Here is a 22,471-nt window from a genome sequence, read left to right on the forward strand (position 1 = left end):
GCCCCCGGCGTCAGTCGACCGGCACCACGAGGTCGGCACGCCCCCGGCCCCGGGCGATCAGGCGGGCGTTGGCCTCGTCGGAGCGCGCCACCCACGCCTCGGCCTCGGCCTCGGTCCGGCCGAAGCGGACGTGGCGGGCGACGAGCCGGGGGACACGGACGGCGTCGGGGAGGTCGAGGTACCAGACCTCGTCGAGGAGCGGCCCGACCGCCGCCCAGCCGTCCTCGTCGTGGAGGAGGTAGTTGCCCTCGGTGATGACGAGCGGGATCTCCGGCGGCACGGTGACCGCGCCGGCGACGGGCTCCTCCAGGGCCCGGTCGAAGGCCGGGGCGCGGACGACGGTGCCGGGCTCAGGGGCGCGGAGGCGGGCGAGCAGGGCGGCGTACCCGGCGGCGTCGAAGGTGTCGGGGGCGCCCTTGCGGTCGGATCGCCCCAGCCGCGCCAGCTCGGCTCCCGCCAGGTGGAAGCCGTCCATGGGGACGAGCACGGCGAGCCCGTCCAGCCGCTCCACGAGCCGCGCGGCGAGCGTCGACTTCCCCGCTCCGGGCGGCCCCGCGAGTCCCAGCAGCCGGCGCGTGCCGGGCCGGGCGAGCGCCCGGGCGCGTGCGGCGAGCCGGTCGAGCCCCTGCGCTTCCATGCGCCGCATTCTGCCACCGCCCGCCCCCGCGCCCCCAGGGCCCGCCCCTCCCCCGACCCTCGTACCGACCCTCACCGGGGCCGGGCCGGTTCTAGGGTCGGAACGGGGGACGACGCGGGTCTACGCGGGTGGGGCGGGGACGGTCCGGGCATTACGTTGGGGTGATGCCGTCCATCGCACTCGTCACGCTCGTCGTCCGTGATTACGACGAGGCCCTCGCCTTCTACACCGACGCCCTCGGCTTCGACCTCGTCGAGGACACCGACCGGGGCAACGGCACCCGCTGGGTCGTCGTCCGCCCGAACGGCGCCGGCGGCGTCGGCGGGATCGGGAACGCGGGCCTGCTGCTGGCCCGCGCCAAGAACGAGGAGGAGGAAGAGGCCGTCGGCAACCAGAGCGGCGGCCGGGTCGCCTTCTTCCTGCACACCGACGACTTCGCCCGCGACCACGCGCGGATGACGGAGGCGGGGGTGAAGTTCCTGGAGGAGCCCCGGCACGAGCCGTACGGCTCCGTCGCCGTCTTCGAGGACCTGTACGGCAACCGCTGGGACCTCCTCCAGCCGGCGGACCCCACCGCCTGACGGACGTCACCGCCCGACGGACCCACCGCCCGACAGACCCACCCTCAGGCGGACGCCACCGCCGGACGGACCTCACCGCCCGACGGACCTCACCGCCCGACGGACGCCCCCGAAATTCGCTGTCGGCCGGCCGGGCCCGCTCCCTAGACTCGCGGCACCGCGCACCACCGGGTGTGCGGTGCCGTCACCGTGTCCGACCGGAGGGGAGCCGACCGTGCGTCACCAGTACGCCGCCGTCGCCGACTTCCCCCGCGCCCGCCGGTTCGACGTGATCCTCGCCTCTCCCGCCTGCCGGTGACGGCTGCGCGCCCGTCATCGCAGGCCCGCTGACGCCTTCGCGCGTCCGGGAATCGCGCTGCCCGTTCCTCCACGCAGCAGCGAAAGGCACGACACCGTGCGCGTCTCCCAGAACTCCCGTGTCCGCAACCTCGGCATCCTCGCCCACGTCGACGCGGGCAAGACCACCGTCACCGAGCGGATCCTCTTCCTGACCGGCGCCGTCCACAAGCAGGGGGAGGTCCACGACGGCACCACCGTCACCGACTTCGACCCGCAGGAGCGGGAGCGGGGCATCACGATCTCCGCGGCCGCCGTCAGCTGCGCGTGGGCGGACCACCGGATCACCCTGATCGACACGCCCGGCCACGTCGACTTCTCCGACGAGGTCGAGCGGGCGCTCCGCGTCCTCGACGGCGCCGTGGCCGTCTTCGACGCGGTCGCGGGCGTCGAGCCGCAGAGCGAGTCGGTGTGGCGGCAGGCCGACCGGCACGGCGTGCCGCGGATCGCGTTCGTCAACAAGATGGACCGGGCGGGCGCCGACCTCGACGCGGCCGTGGAGTCGATCCGCACCCGTCTCGGCGCCGTCCCGCTCCCCGTCCAGCTGCCCGTCGGGCGGGAGGACGGCTTCCGGGGAGTCGTGGACCTGGTCCGCATGCGGGCGTACGTGTGGGACGGCGACGGGCGCACCGAGACCGACGTGCCCGCCGGGCTCCGCGAGGAGGCGGTACGCCGCAGGCGGGCCCTGGAGGAGGCGGTGGCGGAGCTGCATCCCGGCGCCCTGGAGGAGTTCTGCGCGGACGGCGCGCTCGCCGACGCGAGCCTCGCGGGGGCCCTGCGCGCGCTGACCCTGGCGGGCTCGGCCGTGGTCGTGCTGTGCGGTTCGGCGTACCGCGACCGGGGGGTGGAACCGCTCCTGGACGCGATCGTCTCCTACCTGCCCGCCCCGGTCGACCGGCCTCCGGTCGGCGGCGGCGAGCGGCCGGCGGACCCGGACGCGCCGCTGGTCGCGCTCGCCTTCAAGGTGAACGCGGCGGCCACCGGCCGCATGACGTACGTCCGCGTCTACGCGGGCACGCTCGTGCCGGGGGCCACCATCCTGGACACCGCCACCGGCCGCACGGAGCGGATCTCCCGGATCCTGCGGGTGCAGGCGGACCGCACGGTCGACGTGGCCGCCGGTCCCGCCGGGGAGATCGTCGCCGTCGTCGGGCCGAAGGCCGTCCGCGCCGGGGCCACGCTGTGCGCTCCGTCCGCGCCGGTCGTCCTCGAACCGCCGGTGACCGCCGAACCGGTGGTCTCGGTGGCCGTGGAGGCGCGCCGGTCCACCGACACGGACCGGCTGGCGACGGCCCTCGCCCGGCTCGCCGAGGAGGATCCGTCGCTGGTGGTGCGGACCGACCCGGAGACGGGCCAGACCGTGCTGTCGGGCCTCGGCGAGCTGCACCTGGAGGTCGCGGTGGAGCGGCTGCGGCGCGACCGGGGCCTGGAGGTCGCGGTCGGGCGTCCCCGGGTCGCGTACCGCGAGACGGTGGTGAAGGGCGTGACGGGCCTGCTGTACCGGCACGTCAAACAGGACGGCGGCGCGGGCCAGTTCGCCCACGTCGTCCTCGACGTCGCACCCCTGGAGGGCGGGGAGGAGGAGTTCGCGTTCGCGTCCGTCGTCACCGGCGGGCGGGTGCCGCAGGAGTACGTGCGGGCGGTCGAGGCCGGCTGCCGGGACGCGCTCGCCGAGGGCCCCCTCGGCGGGCACCCGGTGACGGGCGTCAGGGTCACGCTGACGGACGGGGCGACCCATCCGAAGGACTCGTCGGAGATGGCGTTCCGCGCGGCCGGCCGCTTCGCGGTGCGCGAGGCGCTCCGGTCGAGCGCGATGACGCTGCTCGAACCGGTGGCCGAGGTGACGGTCACGGTCCCCGCCGAGTCCGTCGGCACGGTCCTCGGCGACCTCGCGGCCCGCCGGGGCCGGGTCACGGACTCCTCGGTCCGGGGCGGTACGTCGGTGGTGACGGCGACGGTCCCGCTGGCCGAACTCTTCGGCTACGCGACCCGCCTGCGCGGCCGCACCCAGGGCCGGGGCACCTTCACCACCCGCCCGGCCGGCTACGAGCCGGCGCGCGGCTGAGCCCGGTGACGGGCCGGGCCGGACCTCACCTCCTGAGGTCCAGCTCGGCCCGTACCGTCTTCCCGACCGGTACGCGGTCGAGCACCTCCCACCGCGTGGCCAGCGCGCCGACGAGCAGCAGCCCCCGCCCGCCCTCGTCCAGCGGCCCCGACGCGGAGGGAACCGGCCGGCACTCGCCCCGCGTGTCGGAGACGTCGATCCGCAGATGCAGCCCCGGCGCGTACAGCAGCGCCAGCTCGCAGTCCCGGCCGGGCACCCGCCCGTGGGTCACGGCGTTGGCGGCCAGCTCCGCGACGAGCAGCCCGGTGGTCTCGGAGAGACCGGAGTCGTACGGAACCCCCCACACGTCCAGCCGATGGAGCGCCAGTCTGCGGGCGAGCCGGGCGCCGCGCGGTGTGGAGCTGAACCGCTGCGCGAACATACGTACGGTGACGGGCCTTTGGCGGGTCGGGAGGGAGGTCATGGGGCCAATGTGGCGGCCACCGGGGCGTGTTGCCAGGTGGGCGACCCGTACGCTGCGCTCAGTACGGGTTCACTCTCTGGACGGTACCGGTCACGATCCGTAAGCATGGACGCGTTCAGCGCGAGCACACGGGTGCGGGAGGTGGCGGGGTGACGGACGAGGTCCCGAAGGGCAGCGAACCGGAGACGTCGGAGAGCCTGAAGGCTTTCGGGGAAGTGGTCAAGGTCTTCCGGAGACGAGCGGGCCTGACGCAGGAGGAGTTCGCACCGCTGGTGGGCTACTCGCTCCCCATGGTCGCCTCCATCGAACAGGGCAGGCGCCTGCCGTCGAAGGAGTTCGTGGAGCGGGCGGAGGAACTGCTGGACGCGTTCGGGGTGATCCGGGCGGCGGCGAAGCACCTGACGCGGAGGGCGGGGCTGGCGAAGTGGTTCGAGAAGTGGGCGGCGCTGGAGCCGCAGGCGGTGACGCTGTACACGTACGAGAACCGGCTGGTGCCGGGCTTGTTCCAGACGCCGGCTTACGCCAGGACGCTCTTCGAGGAGCAGATCCCTGCGATGAGCGACGACAAGATCGAGTCGAGCCTGGTCACCCGCGTGGACCGGGCGGGCATCCTCACCGAGCGTCCGGAGACGATCTTCAGCTTCGTCGTCGAGGAACACGCCCTGAGCCGCCAGGTGGCCGACGCGGATGTCATGCGCGAGCAGATCGACCACATTCTCGACCTCGGCAGGCGTCGCAACATCGACATCCAGATCATGCCGCAGTCACGGGGGTACCACGCGGGACTCGGCGGCCCTTTGTGTCTCCTGGAGACTGATGAGAACGCCTGGTACGCCTACTGCGAAGGCCAGGGAACCGGACAGCTCATCTCCGACACCAAAGAGGTCAGCACCTTCCAGCAACGGTATGCCAGGATGCGAGCACAGGCTCTGCCTGCCGAGGCATCCGTGGGCCTGTTGCGGGAGATCCGAGGAGCACTATGAGCACCACTGACCTGGCCTGGTTCAAGAGCAGCTACAGCAGCGGCAGTGGCGACAACTGTGTGGAAGTCGCCCTCTCCTGGCACAAGTCCAGCTACAGCAGCGGCGACGGCGACAACTGCGTCGAGGTCGCCACCTGCCCCTCCACCGTCCACGTCCGCGACTCCAAGGTCCCGGAGGGCCCGCACTTCACCGTGGCGCCCGGCGCCTGGACGGAGTTCGTCAGCCGGCTCGTCTGAACGACGACCGTGACGCCCGGTGCCGGACGCCCCCGGCGCCGGGCGTCCGCGTGTGCCAGGATGCGTGCCATGCACACCGACCCCGCCCCGTACCTCTCCGGCCTCTTCTCCCTCGCGGGCCGCACCGCCCTCGTCACCGGCGGCAGTTCCGGCATCGGCAAGGCCATCGCGGGTGCGATCGCCCGCGCCGGGGCGAACACGGTGGTGCTCGCCCGCAAGGAGGCGGAGCTGGCGGCGACCGTCGAGGAGCTGGAGGCCGAGGGCTGCCGGGCGGCCTGGGTGAGCGCCGACCTCAGCACCCGGGACGGCATCAAGGCGGGCGCGGAGGCGGCGGCCGGGGTGTTCGGCGAGCCGGACATCGTGGTGAACTCCGCCGGGATCAACCTCCGCCCGCCTTTCGGCGAACTGGGCGAGGACGTCTGGGACACGACGATGACGGTGAACCTGGAGGCGCCGTTCCTGCTCGGGCAGCGGTTCGGGCCGGGGATGGCCGAGCGCGGCTTCGGCCGGCTCATCCACGTCACCTCCCAGCAGGCGCACCGCGCGTTCGTGCAGAGCGGGGCGTACGGGGTGTCCAAGGGCGGCCTGGAGTCGCTGGCCCGCTCACAGGCCGAGGCGTGGTCCCCGTACGGCGTCACCGCCAACACCCTGGTGCCGGGCTTCGTGATGACCCCGCTGAACCAGCGGCTCTCCTCCGCGCCGGACAAGGTCGCCGCGCTCGCCGAGCGCACCCTGATCGGGCGCAACGGCCTGCCCGGGGACTTCGCCGGCGCCGCCGTCTTCCTCGCGAGCGCCGCCTCCGCCTACGTCACGGGCCACTCCCTCTTCGTGGACGGCGGCTTCTCGGTCCACTAGGGCCTGTCCAGCCTGTCCAGGTCGCGTCCCCTCGGGCAGAATGCCCCGGGTGAACGCCCTGACCATGAGGGACGCCCTGAATCGTGAGAGCCCCTGGACGCCCGCTCACCAAGCGGTGGAATCGAGCGACCACGCCGTGCTCACGCGCATCCTCGACGAGGGAGCCGACGCCGACGAGGTCTGCTGCCGCGTGACCCTGCTGATGCACGCTGTCGACCTGGAGGCCGACGGCGCCCATCAGTCGGGGGAGCCGCTCGACAGCGCGCTGACCGCGATCCTCCTGGCGTACGGTGCCGATCCGCATCTCGCGGTCGACGGCGAAACCGCCTACACCTGGGCCCGCAAGTACCACCACGACATGGCGATCAGGCTGATGGACCGGTTCAGCACCCGGCAGGCCGGCAAGCCGAAAGCCCGATTCGGAGGGGGCCGCCGACGGTAGCTTCCGCCGATGACCGGCCGGACAACCGTGGCTGCCCGTGGATCGGGGCCGTACCCCGCGCTGGAGTCGTCACGGCCGCCCCCGCGCCCGACAGGCCACGCCCTCCCACCACCCCCGCCTTCACGACGGAGCCCCCTTTGCCCCTGCGGCCACGAACCACGCGCCCGCTGTCCCCGCTCCTGGCCGCGATCGCACTCGCGTTCGCGGCCCTCGCCGGGTGTGTGCCGTGGGAACTCGCCAGGGACTGCGAGGGGACCGGCGACCGGGTGAAGGAGGTGGCGGCGCTCGGCATCCTCGGCTCCCGGCCCGAGGGGGCCGCCTTCGCCCGGGGCTTCGAGGAGATGGACGCCGGGTGCTGGGCGGACAGCGGTGATGTCGTGGTGTACGCCGAGCGGACGTACACCTTCCCCGGCACACGGGCCGAAGTGGCCGCGCACTACCGGACGGCGGCGGTACGGGACGGATGGAAGCCGGACTCCGAAGCCCCGCCCGGCGACCTGCGCTTCACCCGGGACGGCATGGCGCTGTCGGTCGCCTTCCTCACCGCCGAGGGCCTCGCGGAGGCCGGTCTCGGCAGCCGTCCCGACCTCACGGCCGGAGCCGCCTACGCGGTCGGCGTCGACGCGTACGTGCCCGGCGGCGCGACGGCCGGCTGACAGCCCGTACCGTCCCCGTGCTCGCGGACGGGGTCGCCTACACCTCGTCGACGCCCCAGCGCCACACGAGCTCGCCGCCCTCGGGGACGGCGGCCCAGCGGGCGGCGGCGGCGTCCAGACGGGGGCCCGTAAGGGCCAGGGCCGCCTCGTCCAGGAGCGGCCGGCCGACGCCCCGGCCCTCGGTGGGCAGGCCGCGCCACGCCCGGTAGGCCCAGTTCACGGAGAGCTCGGCGGCCATCACGGCGTCGCCGCCCCGGCGCAGCACCTTCATCCCCGAGCGGCGGTGCCGGCCGGGGGTGACCGGCTCGAAGCCCTCGAAGGTGGCGCCGCGCGCCGTCGCGCCCCAGAAACCGTCGTCGATGCCGAGGGCGGTCTCCACCACGGCGTGGACGAGGTCGTGCGGCATCGTCGGGCCGACCGGCTGGGCGGGCAGTCGGACGTCGGGACCCTTGCGGGCCCGGACCAGGATCTCGTGCTGGTTGTCCGGCAGCTTCCGGAAGGTCATCTCCATCACGGGCGACAGTAGGGCCGCGCGGAAGCCGCCGCCCACCGGTTTTCCGGGCCCCGGCGCGAGGTGGGTGAAACATTTCCGGGGGTTCGGCGCATCGGAGGGAGAGGAGCGCGCTCGGCGCCGCTCCCGCTCTTCCACTCCGATCCGAGGATGCCCTTCATGCTTCTCACCCTCCCCCGGGCCGCGACGGCCCTGGCCCTGGGCTTAACGGCGGTCGTCACCCTGGCCGCCGCGCCCGCCACCGCCGACACGGCCCGCTGGCGGAACGTCAGCCCGTCGCACAGCGAGGGCAGCGTCCTGTTCGACGTCGAGACGGCGGGCGGCGCCACGTGGGCGGTCGGCCTGCACAGCGACCCGACCACCCGCCCCTTCACGCCGGTGGCGATGCGCTGGACGGGCCGGGGCTGGCAGGCGCCCCCGCAGCCCGCCGAGCACGGCCGCCTCGACGACCTCGCCGTCGGCGCCCCCGACCAGGTGTGGGCCGTCGGCTCCCGGAACGACCCCGTCGGCGAGACGGACTGGAGCAGGGACCGCGCGCTGCTCCAGCACTGGAACGGCACCGCGTGGCGCGAGGTCACCCTGCCCTTCCCGGAGGAGGCGGAGCACTCGTCGCTCTCCGCCGTCGACGTCGACGCGCGCGGCTCGGTGTGGGTGCACGGCGCCTACGTCGACGCGTCCGGCGCGTACCTCCCGGTCCTGTTCCGCGGGAAGGCGGACGGGAGCGGCGGCTGGACCTCGCTGCCGGCGGACACCGGGCTGACCTGGGTCTCCCAGCTGGAGGCCGGCCCCGGCGGCACGGTCCTCGCGATCGGCGACGGCGTCTCCCGCTTCGACGGCACCGCGTGGACCCGGCAGACGCTGCCGCCCGCGCTCGACGGGGCGATGTACGACGGCATCGAGTTCAGGACGGCGAAGGACATCTGGGCCGTCGGCCACATCCGGGACGAGAACCTGTGGCGGCGGCCCGTGATCGTGCGCTACGACGGGCGTGCCTGGCGCACGGTCCGCACCCCCGCCGAGACGGGCCAGCTCTTCGACATCGCCTTCGACGGCTCCGGGAGCCCGGTGGTCGTGGGCGAGACCATGAACCCGGAGGTCAACCCGAGCGGCAGCTACGTCCTGACCCCCGGCCCGCGGGGCGTCCTCACCCGCACCGAGGAGCCGCCCGGCGCCGGGTTCCTGTACGGCGCCGCGACCGACGCGGCCGGCCGGGTGTGGACCGTCGGCGGCGCGGCGGGCGCCGAGGGCGGCATCTCCCCGTCGGCGTACGCGGGCGTCCGCCGCTGAGACGCGCGTGCCGGTCGCGACCTCCTTCGACGGCCGCGACCGGCACGGTCTCCGCGTGGCTCACGCCCCGCTCAGTCCTCCTGCGGCTCCAGCCGGAGCGAGATCGAGTTGATGCAGTAGCGCTGGTCCGTGGGGGTCGGGTAGCCCTCGCCCTCGAAGACGTGGCCCAGGTGCGAGCCGCAGCGGGAGCAGAGGACCTCGGTGCGGACCATGCCGTGGGAGGTGTCCGCGACCAGCTCGACGGCCTCGCTGTCCTTCGGGTCGAAGAAGGACGGCCAGCCGCAGTGCGACTCGAACTTCTCGTTCGACGTGAAGAGCTCGGCCCCGCAGGCGCGGCAGGAGTACACGCCCCGCGTCTTGGTGTCCGTGTACTCACCGCGGAAGGCGGGCTCCGTGCCGGCCAGCCGGAGCACCTGGTACTCCGACGGGGTCAGCTGCGCCTGCCACTCCGCGTCCGACTTCTCGACCTCGTACGCCATCGTCCGTCCACTCCCTCAGTTCGCCAGGCGGGCCAGGATCGCCGGACCGAGGTCCGTGACGTCTCCCGCGCCCATGGTCAGAACGAAGTCGCCGGGGCGGGTCATTCCCGCGATCACCTCGGGGACGGTCGCCTTGTCGTGGACGGGGGTGACGTCGGCGCCGGCGGCGCGGGCCGCGTCGAGGATCAGCTCGCTGGTGACGCCGGGGATCGGGTCCTCGCGGGCCGGGTAGATGTCGAGGACGACGGAGGCGTCCGCGAGGGCGAGGGCGTCGCCCATCTCCTTGCCCAGCTCCTGGGTGCGGGAGAAGAGGTGCGGCTGGAAGACGACGAGGAGGCGGGAGCCTCCGGCGGCGCCGCGCATGGCCTCCAGGTCGGCGGTCATCTCGGTGGGGTGGTGCGCGTACGAGTCGATGACCTGGACGCCGGCGGCCTCGCCCTTGAGCTGGAGGCGGCGGCCGACGCCGGTGTAGGCGGTGAGCGCCTGGGCGAGGGCGGCCGGGTCGAGTCCCGCGCGGGCGCCGGCGGCGAGGGCCGCGGCGGCGTTGTGGGCGTAGTGGCGGCCGGGGACCGAGACGGTGAAGGTGTGCTCGGCGCCGTCGAGGGCGACGGTGACCTCGCTCCTCATCCCGTTCGGGACGATCTCGATGATGCGGGCGTCGGAGTCCTCGCCCTCGCCGACGGTGACGACGGCGAGGTCGTCGCGGCCGACGGCGGCGACGCGGCGGGCCAGCTCGCGGGCGCCGGAGTGCTCGCCGACGACGAGGGTGCCGCCGGGGCGGATCTTCGCGGCGAACTTCTCGAAGGACTCGTAGATCTCGTCCATGGAGGCGTAGTTCGCGTGGTGGTCGAGCTCGACGTTGAGGACGATCGCGACCTGGGGGTCGTACTTCTGGAAGCTGCGGTCGCTCTCGTCGGCCTCGGCGACGAAGACCTCGCCGTCGCCGTGCCGGGCGTTGGTGCCGGGGCCCGAGAGGTCGCCGCCGATCGCGTACGAGGGGTCGGCGCCGAGCTCGGTGAGGGCGACGGCCAGCATCGAGGTGGTGGTGGTCTTGCCGTGGGTGCCGGCGACGGCGATCGCGTTCAGCCCGTCCATGAGGGAGGCGAGGGCGTCGGAGCGGTGCACGACGGGGATGCCGAGCTCGGCGGCGCGGGCCAGCTCGGGGTTGTCGGCGCGGATGGCGCTGGAGACGACGACGGCGGAGGCGTCGTCGGCGAGGTGGTCGGCGGCGTGGCCGATGTGCACGGTGACGCCGTGGGCGCGGAGTGCCTCGACGGTCGGGGAGTCCTTGGCGTCGCTGCCGGCGACCTTGGCGCCGCGCTGGGCGAGGATCTTCGCGATGCCCGACATTCCGGCACCGCCGATGCCGATGAAGTGCGGCCGTTCCATGGCGGCAGGGATGGCGGGTGCCATGCGGATCTCTCCCCGGGTGTGCGTGGTCGTGACCACCCCAGCGTAGTGGCTGCGGCGGGGCGGCCCGGGAACGCGGCCGGGGACACGGATCCGCCCGCGTCCCCGGCCCCGGGCCGCCCGCCCGGGGTCACTCGCTGTGCGCGAACAGCTTCAGGACGGGGACGCCGACCTTGTGGCGGGCGCGGGAGGCCCAGTCCCGGTGGAAGAACTCCTCCACGTAGTGCGGGGCGGTGAGGACGATCACCTCGTCCGCCGCCGACTCCTCGACGACCGCCTTCATCTTGTCGAGGGGGTGGTCCTCGACCACCTGTCCGACCGCTTCGCAGCCGGCTTCTCTCAGGGCCCGGAGCGAGTGCTCCAGGGCCAGCTCGGCCGGTTCGCGGGCTTCCTTGCCCTCCGGTTCCTCGCCCTCGCGGGTCGCCTCCTTGAGTTCGCCCATGGCCACGTCGTCGATGGCGCGCAGCAACAGATCGGCCTGGTCACCGCGCGGCTGCATCAGCACGATGAAGGACACGGCCTCGTCGCCGTGCAGGGTGGTGACGAATTCCACGTCCACGGACGTCAGGGGCTTCTCGATCATCAGAACGCTTGTGAACACCTCAGGAGCCCTTCTGCGGAAACCATCCTTCCCCGTGTTCACACGGGGACTGCGACTGTGATTGTGCCCAGCCGACGCTAAGCGGAACGGGAAATTCCGCTGATTGTCAGATCCGACGGTAGCGGCTGAAGAGGAACCCGTCCTGCTCCAGCAGTGAAGCCAGGCCAAAGCGTGTCGGGTCAACGAGCGAAGGGCCGTGGGCGATGCGCTGGGCGTCACCCGCCGTCATCGTCGGGGAGACCGTCAGGCACAGCTCGTCGAGCACCCCGGCGGCGGTGAACTGGCCGAGGAGCCGGGGGCCGCCCTCGGTGAGCTGGCGGCGCAGCCCGCGTCCGGCGAGGAGGGCGACCGCGCGGGCCGGGTCCACGCCGGCCCCGTCCCCGGCGAGCAGCACCTCGACACCGGCGTCCCGCGCGGCGGTGATCCGGTCGGCGGGGGCGCCCGCGCCGGTGACGATCAGCGTCGGGACCAGCGGGGAGGTGAAGAGCGGGAGGGCGAGATCCAGGTCGAGGGAGGCGGTGACGACCGCGATCGCGGGGGCCGGACCCTGGCCGGCGGCGGCCCGGCGGGCGGCGAAGGCCTCCCGGGCGCGGGCGGGCCGGTACCCCTCCAGGCGGACCGTTTCCGCACCGACCACGACGACGTCGGCGAGCCCCCGGAGGGTGCCGAAGATCCGCATGTCGGTGTCGGAGGAGAGCGGCTGGGAGCGGCCCCCGTGCTGGCCGGCGCCGTCCAGCGAGGAGACCATGTTGGCCCGCAGCCAGCGCTCCTCGCCCTCCGGGTACGCGTAGGCGTCGGCCAGCTCGTCGAGGGACCACTCCCGGTCGGCCTCGCTGACCTGGGGCTTCGGGGCTGTCATGTCCGTCACAGGAAACAGGCGTCGCATTCTCGCAGTCTGACATGGCGCTTACAGTGGGGAACTGTGTCGACCCGTGCCCTGAATGAAGCCGCCTCCGCAGCGGCGGCCCCGCTCTCGCTGTGCTCGCGCGAGCCCCACGTCCCCGCCGACCGGCTGGTCGCGGAGATGGTCCCGCCGCCGCGCTTCGACTCGGTGCGCTTCGACACCTACCTCCCCGACCCGAACCAGCCGAGCCAGTGCGAGGCGGTCAAGGTGCTCTCCGGCTTCGCCGGGGGCCTCGGCGGGGCGCACGCGAGCGGCGCCGGCAAGCGCCGCTGGTTCGCCCGCAAGCCGGCCGCCCCGACCGGCCCGCGCGGGGTCTACCTCGACGGCGGGTACGGCGTCGGCAAGACCCACCTGCTCGCCTCGCTCTGGCACGCCACGCCCGCCGAGCCCGCGCTGAAGGCCTTCGGCACCTTCGTCGAGCTGACGAACCTGGTCGGCGCGCTCGGCTTCCAGCAGACCGTGAAGACGCTGAGCGGGCACCGCCTCCTCTGCATCGACGAGTTCGAGCTGGACGACCCGGGCGACACCGTCCTCGTCTCCAGCCTGCTCGGCAAGCTGGTCGAGGCCGGCGTGGCGCTCGCCGCCACCTCGAACACCCTGCCGGGCAAGCTCGGCGAGGGCCGCTTCGCCGCCGCCGACTTCCTCCGCGAGATCCAGGGCCTCTCCGCGCACTTCCGGCCGCTGCGGATCGACGGCGAGGACTACCGCCACCGGGGCCTGCCCGAGGCACCCGCCCCGTACTCCGACCAGGTCGTCACGGAGACCGCGTACCGCGTCCCGGGCTCCTCGCTGGACGACTTCCCGCATCTGCTCGAACACCTGGCCAAGGTCCACCCGAGCCGGTACGGCGCCCTCACCGACGACCTGACGGCGGTCTGCCTCACCGACGTGGGCCCGGTCCCGGACCAGTCGACCGCGCTGCGGCTCGTCGTGCTCGCCGACCGCCTCTACGACCGCGAGATACCCGTGCTCGCCTCCGGACGTCCGTTCGACCAACTGTTCAGCGACGAGATGCTGAACGGCGGCTACAAGAAGAAGTACTTCCGGGCCATCTCCCGGCTCACCGCCCTGGCGCGGGACGCAAAGGAGCTCGTGGCGCAGTAGGTTGGGGGCCATACCCGATCGAAAGGGATCCACCATGGCCACCGTCCGTCACGCCCACACCGTCTGGCAGGGCGACCTCCTCAAGGGCTCCGGCGTCGTCAGCCTCGACTCCTCCGGTCTCGGCTCCTACGACGTCTCCTGGCCGGCCCGCTCCGAGGAGCCGAACGGAAAGACCAGCCCCGAGGAGCTCATCGCCGCCGCGCACTCCTCCTGCTTCTCGATGGCGCTCTCGCACGCCCTGGCCGGTGCGGGCAACCCGCCCACCCGTCTGGAGACCAAGGCGGACGTCACCTTCCAGCCGGGCGAGGGCATCACCGGCATCCACCTCACCGTGCGCGGCGAGGTCCCCGGCCTGGACGCCGGCCAGTTCCAGGAGGCCGCCGAGGGCGCCAAGAAGAACTGCCCGGTCAGCCAGGCCCTCACCGGCACGACGATCACGCTGACGGCCGAGCTCGCCTGACGTCCGCCCAGACGGCCGCCCCGGAGGCGGAATTACGCCATCCGAGGCGTCGTGGACCCGCGTCGTGGCATCACGCACTCCGGTGCGTGGTACACACAGCGGGTCCACACCTGTCTCCGGCGGGAAGGCCGACCCCATGTCCGTGACACGACGTCAGATCCTGGCCCGCACCGGCGCGTCCGTCGCCGGGATCGCCTTCACCGGCGCGCTGGCCGACCTCTTCGCCGGCTCCCCCGCCGCCGCCGAACCCCTCGGCGGCTACGGCCCGCTCGTCCCCGACCCGGACGGCCTGCTCGACCTCCCCGCCGGCTTCTCCTACCGGGTCCTCTCCCGCGAGGGCGACTCCCTGCGCTCCGGCGAGGGCCGGGTCCCGAGCCACTTCGACGGCATGAGCGCCTTCCCCGCCGCGCTCGGCGCCCTCCACCTGGTCCGCAACCACGAGAACCGCTCCGACGCCCGCCTCGGCGTCCCCACCGTCCCCGGCCTCACCTACGACCCGGGCGCCAAGGGCGGCTGCACCGTCCTCGGCCTCGGCCCGGACGGCGAGGTCCTGGACGGCGTCGCCGGCGAACGGGTCGGCGTCGCGGGCACGGCGGTCAACTGCGCCGGCGGGCCCACCCCCTGGGGCACCTGGCTGACCTGCGAGGAGACCGAGGACAAGGCCGGGACCAAGGGGTACGAGAAGGACCACGGCTTCGTCTTCGAGGTGGACCCGACGGACCCGCACCGCACCGGCGCCGTCCCGCTCACCGCCCTGGGGCGCTTCGCGCACGAGGCCGTCGCCGTGGACCCGTACACCGGGGTCGTGTACGAGACGGAGGACGCCTTCGAGCACCCCTTCGGCCTCTTCTACCGCTTCCTGCCCGTGGCGCCGCTCGGCGGCACCGGCTCCCTGCGCGCGGGCGGCACCCTCCAGGCGATGCGGGTGCCCGGCGTCCCCGACCTGTCGGTGGTGCGGGAGCCCGGGACGGTCTTCCGCCGCGTCGAATGGGTGCCGGTGCCGGACCCGCAGGCGGCCGGGACGCCCATCCGCTTCCAGGACTTCGGGCCGCGCGGGATCACCCACGCGCAGAAGCTGGAGGGCTGCTACTGGGGCGGCGACTGCGTCTACTTCGTCTCCTCCTACGCCCGCACCTCCGACGGCTCCGGCGCCACCCACTTCGGGCAGGTGTGGAAGTACGAGCCGCTCACCCGGCGGCTCACCCTCGCCGTCGTCTTCGGCCCGGACACCGACGTCCGGCTGCCCGGCGAGTCCCCCGACAACATCTGCCTGGCCCCCACCGGCGGCCTGATGGTGTGCGAGGACGGCGCCGGCGCGCAGCACGTCTTCGGGGTGAACCGGTCCGGCGAGGTGTACGCGGTCGCCCGGGGCCGGCAGGACATCGGGAAGCCCGGCGCGCCCGAGTGGGGCGAGTTCGCGGGCGTCACCTTCTCCCCCGACGGCACCACGATGTTCGTGAACTGCTACACCCCCGGCACCACGTTCGCGGTCACCGGCCCCTGGCGCTGACCGCCGCCCGCGTGCGCTCGCGGGCCGCCCCGATCCGGCGCAGGATCGGGGGAGGCGAGCGGCACGGCGGAAGGGACGCGGGCGGTGGCGAAGAAGGCACGGAAGACGCACGACGGGCGGCGCGCCGGGGAGCGGGAGGACGGCGGGAGGCACACCGACTCCGGGAGGAGCGGGGACGGCGGGCAGCACCGGGGCGCCGGGGCGGGCCCGGCGTCCCTGGGCGAGGCGCTGCGGCTGCCGCCCGGCGAGCCCGTCGACCTCTCCGCGTACGCCCCCCGCGCGATGCCCGGCGGGCCGGACGCCCCGGCCGGGAAGGCCGCGGGACTCGCCGCCACCGCGCTCCTCGCACCCCGGCTCGCCGCGCTCCAGGAACGCCTGTACGCGGCGAGCACGGCGGGCGACCGACGCCGGCTTCTGCTGGTCCTCCAGGGCATGGACACCAGCGGCAAGGGCGGCACGGTCAAGCACGTCATCCGGTACTTCAACCCGTCCGGCTGCCGGGTCCGCGCCTTCAAGGCGCCCACACCGGAGGAGAGCGCCCACCCGTTCCTGTGGCGGATCACCCGGGCGCTGCCGGCGGCCGGTGAGATCGGCATCTTCGACCGCTCCCACTACGAGGACGTGCTCGTCGCCCGGGTGAGGGAGCTGGTCCCGCGCGAGGAGGTGACGCGGAGGTACGAGGAGATCGGCCGCTTCGAGCGCGCGCTCGCCGAGGACGGCGTGACGCTCGTGAAGGTCTTCCTGCACGTGTCGTACGAGGAGCAGCGCGCCCGGCTGCTCGAACGGCTCGACAACCCGGACAAGCACTGGAAGTTCTCCCCGGGCGACATCGAGGACCGGGCCCGCTGGCCCGCCTACCAGGAGGCGTACGAGCTGGCCCTGGAGCGCTGCTCGTCGCCCGAGGCGCCCTGGTACGTCGTCCCGGCGGACCGCAAGTGGTACCGGAACTGGGCGGTCAGCAGGCTGCTCGTGGAGCACCTGGAGGCGCTGGACCCGCGCTATCCGCCGGGCGGCTTCGACGTGGAGGAGTGCCGGCGCCTGCTGCTCGCGACCTGAGCCCTGACGGGTGACGCGCCGCGCGCCGCCCCGGGCCGCGACGACGGAGCTTCACATTCGATCAGATAACTTCCATTTGTGACCATTTCTGTACGCAAAGTGGCGGCGCTCGGTCTTCTGGGCGCCGTTCTCGTCGGCTGCGGCGGGGGCGCCGACACCGCCTCACCCCCTCCCGCGCCGCCGGCGAAGCCCACGGCAGCCCCGACGGCCGCCCCGGGCGCGAAGCCCGCGCCCGGGGCGGCGCCCACGATGGCGGCCGGGCCCCAGGGCCGCACCCCGGTCTACGAGCGGCGGACCGGCCGGAGCGCCGAGAAGGTCGTCGCGCTCACCTTCGACGCCGACATGACCGCCGACCAGGGCCCCCGCGCCGCACGCGGCGAGCGCTTCGACAACCCCGAGCTCATCGCGACCCTGCGCCGGCTGGAGGTGGACGCGACGATCTTCATGACCGGCCGCTGGGCGGAGGAGTACCCCGAACAGGTCCGCTCGATCGGCGGCGACCCCCGCTTCGAGATCGCCAACCACTCCTACAGCCACTACGCCTTCGCCGAGCCCTGCTACGGCCTGCCGAAGGTCGCCGCGCCGGACATGGCCTCCGACGTGGAACGCGCCTTCGACTCCTTCCGCGACGCCGGGGCGGTCAACGTCGTGCCCTACTTCCGCTTCCCCGGCGGCTGCTACGACGACACCGCGCTGCACGCCCTCGCCCCGGCCCGGGTCACCGCCGTGCAGTGGGACGTGGTCGGCGGCGACGCCTTCGCGAAGGACCCCGACGCGGTGGCGGAGCAGGTCCTCTCCGGCGTCCGCCCAGGCTCCCTCGTCGTCCTCCACTGCACCCGCAGCGCCGCCCCCGCCACCGAGCGCGCGATCCGCCGGATCGTCCCCGAACTCCGCGCCCGCGGCTACCGCTTCGTGAAGGTCTCCGCACTGATGCGGCCGGCCTGAAGCTCCTCCAGCCTCGCGAGGTCGTCCCGGACCGCCTCGCGCTCCTCGGGGGCGAGCGGGACGGCGGCGGCCTCGGCGAGGGCCGTCGCGGCGGTGGCCTCGTCGCCGAGGCGTCCCGCGACGTCCGCGCGGAGGACCAGGAGCCGCAGGTGCTCGACCGGGCCGGGGCGCTCCTCCCGCGGGCCGAGGGCGTGGTCGATCACCTTGGCCGCGGCGGCCGGGTCCTCGCGCGAGTCGGCGAGGAGAGCGGCGTGATGAAGGGCTCGGGCGAAGGTGCCGGCGGGGGCGGGGTCGTGGCGCAGGTCCTCGCGGATCCGCTGCCCGACGCGGACGCAGTTGCCTCCGGGGTCGGTCAGGAGGAACTACCGCATCCCGTAGGTGGTGTCCCGGAGCGCCCCGAGACGCGGCAGCCCCCGGGTCGGGATCCGGCCGTACGCCTCCTTGAGGCCCGCGCGGAAGGCCGCGTACAGCCGGTCGACGTCGTCGGTGACGACGTAGCAGGTGCTCATGGAGGCGTCGGGGTCGTGGTGCTTCACACCGAAGAACTGGAGCTCCAGGGAACCGCGTGCGACGGAGGCGTAAGGGTTGGGGCTCTTCTGCCGGAACGTGACCTCGAAGCCGAGGGCGGTGTAGAAGTCCAGGACGGGCTGGAGGGTCCGGCAGGGCAGGATCGGGATCGTCCGTTCGGTCATGCCCTCCAGGCTACTCAAATTTGACTACCAGGGGGAGGCTTTCCGGCGTCCGCCGTTCCCCCCTTGCCGCCCTCAGCCGGAGCAGGAGTTGCGCTGGGCCTCCTGCCACTCGCAGACCGGGCAGAGCACGACGCCCTTGGCCGACTCCGCGTACTCGGTCGGCTCCAGGCACAGGACGCAGCGCGCGTACGGACCCTCGGCCGCCTTCGGCGGGCGGGGCGCGGGGTCGGGGGCGCAGAGAGCTCCGGATTCCGTGGTCATGACACCGAGGCTACTCCGGTACGGGCTCGTCCCCGGGGCCTCATTCCAGGCGGGCGGCGGCCCGGCAGGACGCGGCGGCCGTCACGGCGGCGAGGACGACGGCGGCGGCGCAGGCGGCCCAGGGCGGGCGGGCCGCGCCCTCGGCCGCGACCAGGGCGGTGACCGCGTGCTTCGCGGGCGAGCCGGTGGTCACCAGGGCGAGCAGCGAGCCCAGCAGCAGCGCGGCCACCGACCAGCCCGGCGCCCTCACGAACGGCCGGGAGACGAGCGCGCCCACCGCCACGCCGGTGAGCGCGCAGGCGGTGCCGGCCAGGACTCCGGCGAGCAGGGCGGCCGGGCCGCTCGTGCCCGCCAGGTCGCCGGTCGCCGTCACCGCGCCGGCCGCCACCGCGCCCGCGAGCACGGGCCAGCCGGCGCCGGTGAGGAGGGCGGCCAGATGGGCGCGGGCCGGGCCGCCGGCGGCGGCGGTCACGGCCCGGGCGGCGGCCGGCTCCTGCGTCAGGCAGATCCGCGCCGCCCAGGCGGAGACCGGAAGCAGCCCGGCCGCCGCGATGCCGAGCGAGCCGGACACCGGATCGCCCGGACGGACGCCGACGGCGACGACGGCCGCGTACAGGAGCAGTGGGGCGAGCCACCGCTGGGACCGGAGGAAGAGCGCGGAGTGGTACCGCAGGAGCGCCGTCACACCCGCTCCCCTTCGTCCTCGACCCGGTGGACGTGCCAGCCGGCACCGAGCAGCACCCGCAGCAGGTCGTCGGAGTCCGCGTGCCCGACCCGGAACACCTCACCGCCACCGTCCGCGCGCGGCACCCCGGCCGCCCCACCGGGCAGACCGCCGGGCAACGTCCGATCCCCCGAGGCGACGATCCGCACGGTGACGGCCCCCGGCGGGGCGGCGCCTCGGACCGGGGCGGTGTCCGGCGGCGCCGCCTGCGGCTCCTCCGTCCGGAGTCGGCCGTTGTCCACGGACACGGTCGTGACCGGTTCGCCCGCGAGGCGGCGCGGGTCGTGGTCGACGAAGAGGACCGTGGCGCCGGCGGCGACCCGCTCCCCCACCGCCCGGTCGAGCTCGGCGCGGGCCCCGGCGTCGAGGCCCGTCCACGCCTCGTCGAGGACCAGCAGCTCCGGCTCTGCGAGGAGGGCCTGGGCGACGGCCACCTTCTGGGCGCTGCCCTTGGAGAGGCCCGCGAGGGCCGCCCCGGCGTACCCGGACGCCCCGAACCGCTCCAGCCACTCCCCCGCCCTCGCCCGCGCCGCTCCGGTACCGAGGCCCTGGAGGCGGCCGAGGTGGACGAGGTAGTCGAGGGCTGTGAACGGCAGGGCGGGCGGAAAGCGCTCGGGGACGTACGCGGTCCGGGCCGGGCGGCCGGTGATCCGGCCCTCGGCGGGGGCGTCGACCCCGGCGACCAGCCGCAGCAGCGTCGACTTGCCGGTGCCGTTGGCGCCGGTGGCCCGCACCAGCCGGCCGGCGGGCAGGTCCAGGTCGACACCGCGCAGCACCCACGGGCCGCGCGGTCCGTACCGGCGCCCGACCCCCGCGAGCCGCACCGGCCCGCGCTCCCGGGCCCCCACCCTCGTCGTCATGACGCCGATCCTCGCCCGGCCGCCGACCCGGCCGCAAGATCCGGCCCCCGGGGGCGGTGGCAGACTTGCCGGGTGAGCAGCAACGACACCGATCCCCGCGACGAGAAGCCGCAGTACGTCCTGCCCCTGGTGGTGCGCATCGAGCGCGACGCGCCCCCGGCCCGTACCGACGCCCTGGAGACCGCGGCCCGGGCCGTGCTCAGCCTCCTGACCGACGAGCGCGCGCTCGGCGAGGGGAAATGGGCACGGGCCGTCGCCGACTGGGAGGACGCCCGCATCCGCAAGGTGGTCCGGCGGGCGCGCGGCGCGGAGTGGCGGCGCGCCGGGGCGCTGCCCGGCCTCACCGTGACCGGCGCGAAGGCGGAGGTGCGGGTCTTCCCGCCCGTGCCGCTCGACGGCTGGCCCAAGGAGCTGGCCAAGCTCCAGGTCTCGGGCACCGACCTCGACGACCCGGCGGCGCCCGGGCCGGTCCCCGACGGGGCGGCCGTGCTCTGGCTCAACCCGGGCCTGGAGATGTCGGCCGGCAAGGCGATGGCGCAGGCCGGGCACGGCGCCCAGCTGCTGTGGTGGGCGCTCGACGGGGCCGCCCGCGAGGCCTGGCGGGCGGCCGGTTTCCCGCTCGCGGTCCGCACGGCGGGCGAGGCCGAGTGGCCCGCGCTGGCCGCGAGCGGTCTCCCGGTCGTCCGCGACGCCGGCTTCACGGAGATCGCGCCGGGCAGCGCGACGGTGGTGTCGGCGTTCCCCGGTGTTCTGGGGGCGCCGGGGGCGCCCGTGGCCGGGAACCTCAAATGAAGCTCTGAACCTCCTCCTTCAGGGGTTCGACCGGAATCGCCGGGGTCATCACGTGGGTGACTGAGGACCGAAGGAGGGGGACATGACGGAACTCGGCATCGGCATCGGCTGGCGTCCCGAGATCGCGGACGCGGTCGAGGAGCTGCCCGTCGACTGGGTGGAGGTCGTCGCGGAGAACGTGTGCGTCGGCCATCTGCCCGAATCGCTGAACCGGCTGCGGGCGCGGGGCGTCACGGTCGTGCCGCACGGGGTGTCGCTGGGGCTCGGCGGGGCGGACCGGCCGGACCCGGAACGGCTGGCGTCGCTCGCGGCCAAGGCGGAGGCGCTGGGCGCGCCGCTCGTCACCGAGCACATCGCGTTCGTCCGGGCCGGCGGGCCGCTGACGGCGACCCCGCGTCTGGAGGCCGGGCACCTGCTGCCGGTCCCCCGCACCCGGGACGCCCTCGACGTGCTCTGCGAGAACGTGCGCATCGCGCAGGAGGCGCTGCCGGTGCCGCTGGCACTGGAGAACATCGCCGCGCTGTTCTCCTGGCCGGGCGAGGAGCTGTCCGAGGGGCGGTTCCTGGCGGAGCTGGTGGAGCGTACGGGGGTACGGCTCCTGATCGACGTCGCGAACCTGCACACCAACCACCGCAACCGGGGCGAGGACCCGGCGAAGGCCCTGGCCGAACTGCCGGTGGAGGCCATCGCGTACGTGCACGTGGCGGGCGGCGTCGAGCGCGACGGCGTCTGGCACGACACCCACGCGCACCCGGTGCCGGAGCCCGTCCTGGACATCCTGGCCGACCTCGCCGGCCGGGTCTCCCCGCCGGGCGTCCTCCTGGAGCGTGACGACCGCTTCCCCGCGGCGACGGAGCTGGCCGCGGAACTGGCCACAATCCGCGCCACCCTGACGACGGCCCGCAGGACCCCGCGCCCGGCCCCGGCGGCCGGCGGCGCGGACGCGGCCGACCGGCTCGCCGCGCGCCACGGCGTCGGCGCCGCCGCGCTGCGGGCGGGCCGCGCCCTCACGGGCGGCGACCCGCTGCACATCGGCGCCGGAGCGCGCGTCTCGGGCGGCTCGATGCCGGCCGCCCGGCCGGCGCCCCCGGCTCCGGAGCCCGGACAGGCGCCCGTGCGGGCCGGCGGCGGCACGGCCGCGCCCGGCGGCCCGGTGGCCGTCCTGGCCCGGCCGGAGACCGCCGCCTCCACCGCCACCGGGGACGACGGCCCCGCCGTCCCCGACTCCGTGCGGCAGCGCGTCGGGGTCGGGCAGGCGGCGCTGCTGTCGGCGCTGGTGGCGGGGACCCCGGTGCCGGAGGGGTTCGACGTGCGGCGGATCGGGGTGCAGAGCCGGGCGCTGGCCGCCAAGCGGGCCTCGGTGGTGGCGCGGATCGCGCCCGAGCTGCCGAAGATCCTCGGCGCGGAGTTCCGGCCCGCGTTCCTGGCGTACGCGCGCCGGAAGCCGATGCCGGGGAGCTACCGGCGGGACGCGCTCGACTTCGTCGAGGGGCTGCTGCTGGACGGGCGGCCCGAGCGGCGGGAGCTGACCCGCTGGTGGCGGGAACGGTCGGACAGCCGTCCGACGACCCTCGCGGGCCGCGTCGCGCGGACCGCACGAGACTTCTTCCAGGGGCGGTGA

25 protein-coding genes and 1 pseudogene are annotated in these 22,471 nt (G+C 74.6%); 15 read left to right on the forward strand and 11 right to left on the reverse strand.

Translation table 11 applies throughout. The features are described 5' to 3' along the window. Positions 1-10: 10 nt before the first annotated feature. Entirely contained in the window at positions 11-646 is a 636-nt protein-coding gene (locus ACF1BN_RS02865; RefSeq protein WP_392329794.1) for a nucleoside/nucleotide kinase family protein, read from the reverse strand. Positions 647-801: 155 nt separating this feature from the next. Between ACF1BN_RS02865 and ACF1BN_RS02870 the strand changes: the two genes are divergently transcribed. Beyond that, positions 802-1,218, forward strand: coding sequence for a VOC family protein (locus tag ACF1BN_RS02870; RefSeq protein WP_392329795.1), 417 nt, complete (start codon positions 802-804; stop codon positions 1,216-1,218). Positions 1,219-1,612: 394 nt separating this feature from the next. Next, entirely contained in the window at positions 1,613-3,619 is a 2,007-nt protein-coding gene (gene fusA / locus ACF1BN_RS02875) for an elongation factor G (RefSeq protein WP_392329796.1), read from the forward strand. Between the two features lie 25 nt (positions 3,620-3,644). Here fusA and ACF1BN_RS02880 read toward each other — a convergent pair whose 3' ends face one another. After that, positions 3,645-4,082 (reverse strand): ATP-binding protein, encoded by a 438-nt coding sequence (locus tag ACF1BN_RS02880; RefSeq protein WP_392329797.1) that lies wholly within the window; start codon positions 4,080-4,082, stop codon positions 3,645-3,647. Between the two features lie 149 nt (positions 4,083-4,231). Here ACF1BN_RS02880 and ACF1BN_RS02885 point away from each other — a divergent pair, with 149 nt between their 5' ends. The 5 genes from ACF1BN_RS02885 to ACF1BN_RS02905 all read left to right on the forward strand — a co-directional run bounded on the left by ACF1BN_RS02885 (position 4,232) and on the right by ACF1BN_RS02905 (position 7,254). Next, a complete protein-coding gene (locus ACF1BN_RS02885; protein WP_392329798.1) occupies positions 4,232-5,065 on the forward strand; it encodes a Scr1 family TA system antitoxin-like transcriptional regulator in 834 nt (277 codons plus the stop codon). Beyond that, a complete protein-coding gene (locus tag ACF1BN_RS02890) occupies positions 5,062-5,301 on the forward strand; it encodes a DUF397 domain-containing protein (protein WP_392329799.1) in 240 nt (79 codons plus the stop codon). Before ACF1BN_RS02885 ends, ACF1BN_RS02890 begins: the two co-directional genes overlap by 4 nt. 69 nt (positions 5,302-5,370) lie before the next feature. Further along, a complete protein-coding gene (locus ACF1BN_RS02895; RefSeq protein WP_392329800.1) occupies positions 5,371-6,156 on the forward strand; it encodes an SDR family NAD(P)-dependent oxidoreductase in 786 nt (261 codons plus the stop codon). A 49-nt stretch (positions 6,157-6,205) separates the two neighbouring features. Beyond that, positions 6,206-6,598: an ankyrin repeat domain-containing protein gene (locus ACF1BN_RS02900; protein ID WP_392329801.1), complete on the forward strand. Its 393-nt coding sequence runs from the start codon at positions 6,206-6,208 to the stop codon at positions 6,596-6,598. Between the two features lie 137 nt (positions 6,599-6,735). Next, positions 6,736-7,254 carry a hypothetical protein gene (locus ACF1BN_RS02905; RefSeq protein ID WP_392329802.1) on the forward strand — a complete coding sequence of 173 codons (519 nt, stop codon included), beginning with the start codon at positions 6,736-6,738 and terminating at the stop codon, positions 7,252-7,254. A gap of 37 nt (positions 7,255-7,291) precedes the next feature. Here ACF1BN_RS02905 and ACF1BN_RS02910 read toward each other — a convergent pair whose 3' ends face one another. Continuing rightward, positions 7,292-7,765, reverse strand: coding sequence for a hypothetical protein (locus ACF1BN_RS02910; protein WP_392329803.1), 474 nt, complete (start codon positions 7,763-7,765; stop codon positions 7,292-7,294). A 150-nt stretch (positions 7,766-7,915) separates the two neighbouring features. On the opposite strand from ACF1BN_RS02910, the gene ACF1BN_RS02915 reads away from it, so the two are divergent. Next, a complete protein-coding gene (locus tag ACF1BN_RS02915) occupies positions 7,916-9,052 on the forward strand; it encodes a hypothetical protein (protein ID WP_392329804.1) in 1,137 nt (378 codons plus the stop codon). Positions 9,053-9,123: 71 nt separating this feature from the next. On the opposite strand, the gene msrB is transcribed toward ACF1BN_RS02915, so the two are convergent. The 4 genes from msrB to ACF1BN_RS02935 all read right to left on the reverse strand — a co-directional run bounded on the left by msrB (position 9,124) and on the right by ACF1BN_RS02935 (position 12,428). After that, positions 9,124-9,531 (reverse strand): peptide-methionine (R)-S-oxide reductase MsrB, encoded by a 408-nt coding sequence (gene msrB / locus ACF1BN_RS02920; protein ID WP_387280019.1) that lies wholly within the window; start codon positions 9,529-9,531, stop codon positions 9,124-9,126. A gap of 15 nt (positions 9,532-9,546) precedes the next feature. Continuing rightward, positions 9,547-10,944: a UDP-N-acetylmuramate--L-alanine ligase gene (gene murC / locus ACF1BN_RS02925; protein ID WP_392329805.1), complete on the reverse strand. Its 1,398-nt coding sequence runs from the start codon at positions 10,942-10,944 to the stop codon at positions 9,547-9,549. A 127-nt stretch (positions 10,945-11,071) separates the two neighbouring features. Further along, on the reverse strand, positions 11,072-11,542 hold the full coding sequence (locus ACF1BN_RS02930; protein WP_387280023.1) for an indole-3-glycerol phosphate synthase: 471 nt from the start codon (positions 11,540-11,542) through the stop codon (positions 11,072-11,074). A gap of 106 nt (positions 11,543-11,648) precedes the next feature. Next, on the reverse strand, positions 11,649-12,428 hold the full coding sequence (locus tag ACF1BN_RS02935) for a pyrimidine reductase family protein (RefSeq protein ID WP_392329806.1): 780 nt from the start codon (positions 12,426-12,428) through the stop codon (positions 11,649-11,651). A 36-nt stretch (positions 12,429-12,464) separates the two neighbouring features. On the opposite strand from ACF1BN_RS02935, the gene zapE reads away from it, so the two are divergent. The 5 genes from zapE to ACF1BN_RS02960 all read left to right on the forward strand — a co-directional run bounded on the left by zapE (position 12,465) and on the right by ACF1BN_RS02960 (position 17,521). Continuing rightward, entirely contained in the window at positions 12,465-13,550 is a 1,086-nt protein-coding gene (gene zapE / locus ACF1BN_RS02940; protein ID WP_392329807.1) for a cell division protein ZapE, read from the forward strand. A gap of 34 nt (positions 13,551-13,584) precedes the next feature. Next, a complete protein-coding gene (locus ACF1BN_RS02945; RefSeq protein ID WP_376600629.1) occupies positions 13,585-14,010 on the forward strand; it encodes an OsmC family protein in 426 nt (141 codons plus the stop codon). Between the two features lie 136 nt (positions 14,011-14,146). Further along, the gene (locus tag ACF1BN_RS02950; protein ID WP_392329808.1) at positions 14,147-15,520 is read left to right on the forward strand and encodes an alkaline phosphatase PhoX; all 1,374 of its coding nucleotides are present in this window, start codon (positions 14,147-14,149) and stop codon (positions 15,518-15,520) included. 84 nt (positions 15,521-15,604) lie between these two features. After that, positions 15,605-16,576 carry a PPK2 family polyphosphate kinase gene (locus ACF1BN_RS02955; RefSeq protein ID WP_392329809.1) on the forward strand — a complete coding sequence of 324 codons (972 nt, stop codon included), beginning with the start codon at positions 15,605-15,607 and terminating at the stop codon, positions 16,574-16,576. Positions 16,577-16,675: 99 nt separating this feature from the next. After that, positions 16,676-17,521: a polysaccharide deacetylase family protein gene (locus ACF1BN_RS02960; protein WP_392329980.1), complete on the forward strand. Its 846-nt coding sequence runs from the start codon at positions 16,676-16,678 to the stop codon at positions 17,519-17,521. Here ACF1BN_RS02960 and ACF1BN_RS02965 read toward each other — a convergent pair. The 4 genes and pseudogenes from ACF1BN_RS02965 to ACF1BN_RS02980 form a co-directional block, all read right to left on the reverse strand. Beyond that, a pseudogene (locus ACF1BN_RS02965) lies at positions 17,479-18,213 on the reverse strand (bleomycin resistance protein). The gene ACF1BN_RS02960 and the pseudogene ACF1BN_RS02965 overlap by 43 nt on opposite strands. A gap of 72 nt (positions 18,214-18,285) precedes the next feature. Beyond that, on the reverse strand, positions 18,286-18,474 hold the full coding sequence (locus ACF1BN_RS02970; protein ID WP_389163188.1) for a hypothetical protein: 189 nt from the start codon (positions 18,472-18,474) through the stop codon (positions 18,286-18,288). Positions 18,475-18,514: 40 nt separating this feature from the next. Beyond that, complete coding sequence (locus ACF1BN_RS02975) at positions 18,515-19,159, reverse strand: ABC transporter (protein ID WP_392329810.1); 645 nt, start codon at positions 19,157-19,159, stop codon at positions 18,515-18,517. Continuing rightward, positions 19,156-20,058: an ATP-binding cassette domain-containing protein gene (locus ACF1BN_RS02980; RefSeq protein WP_392329811.1), complete on the reverse strand. Its 903-nt coding sequence runs from the start codon at positions 20,056-20,058 to the stop codon at positions 19,156-19,158. The genes ACF1BN_RS02975 and ACF1BN_RS02980 overlap by 4 nt, the downstream gene beginning before the upstream one ends. 72 nt (positions 20,059-20,130) lie before the next feature. On the opposite strand from ACF1BN_RS02980, the gene ACF1BN_RS02985 reads away from it, so the two are divergent. Continuing rightward, positions 20,131-20,850 (forward strand): peptidyl-tRNA hydrolase, encoded by a 720-nt coding sequence (locus ACF1BN_RS02985; RefSeq protein ID WP_392329812.1) that lies wholly within the window; start codon positions 20,131-20,133, stop codon positions 20,848-20,850. Positions 20,851-20,932: 82 nt separating this feature from the next. Continuing rightward, positions 20,933-22,471, forward strand: a complete 1,539-nt coding sequence (locus tag ACF1BN_RS02990; RefSeq protein ID WP_392329813.1) for a DUF692 domain-containing protein — start codon at positions 20,933-20,935, stop codon at positions 22,469-22,471.

The organism is Streptomyces sp. NPDC014861 (genome assembly GCF_043081625.1).
Classification (GTDB): domain Bacteria; phylum Actinomycetota; class Actinomycetes; order Streptomycetales; family Streptomycetaceae; genus Streptomyces.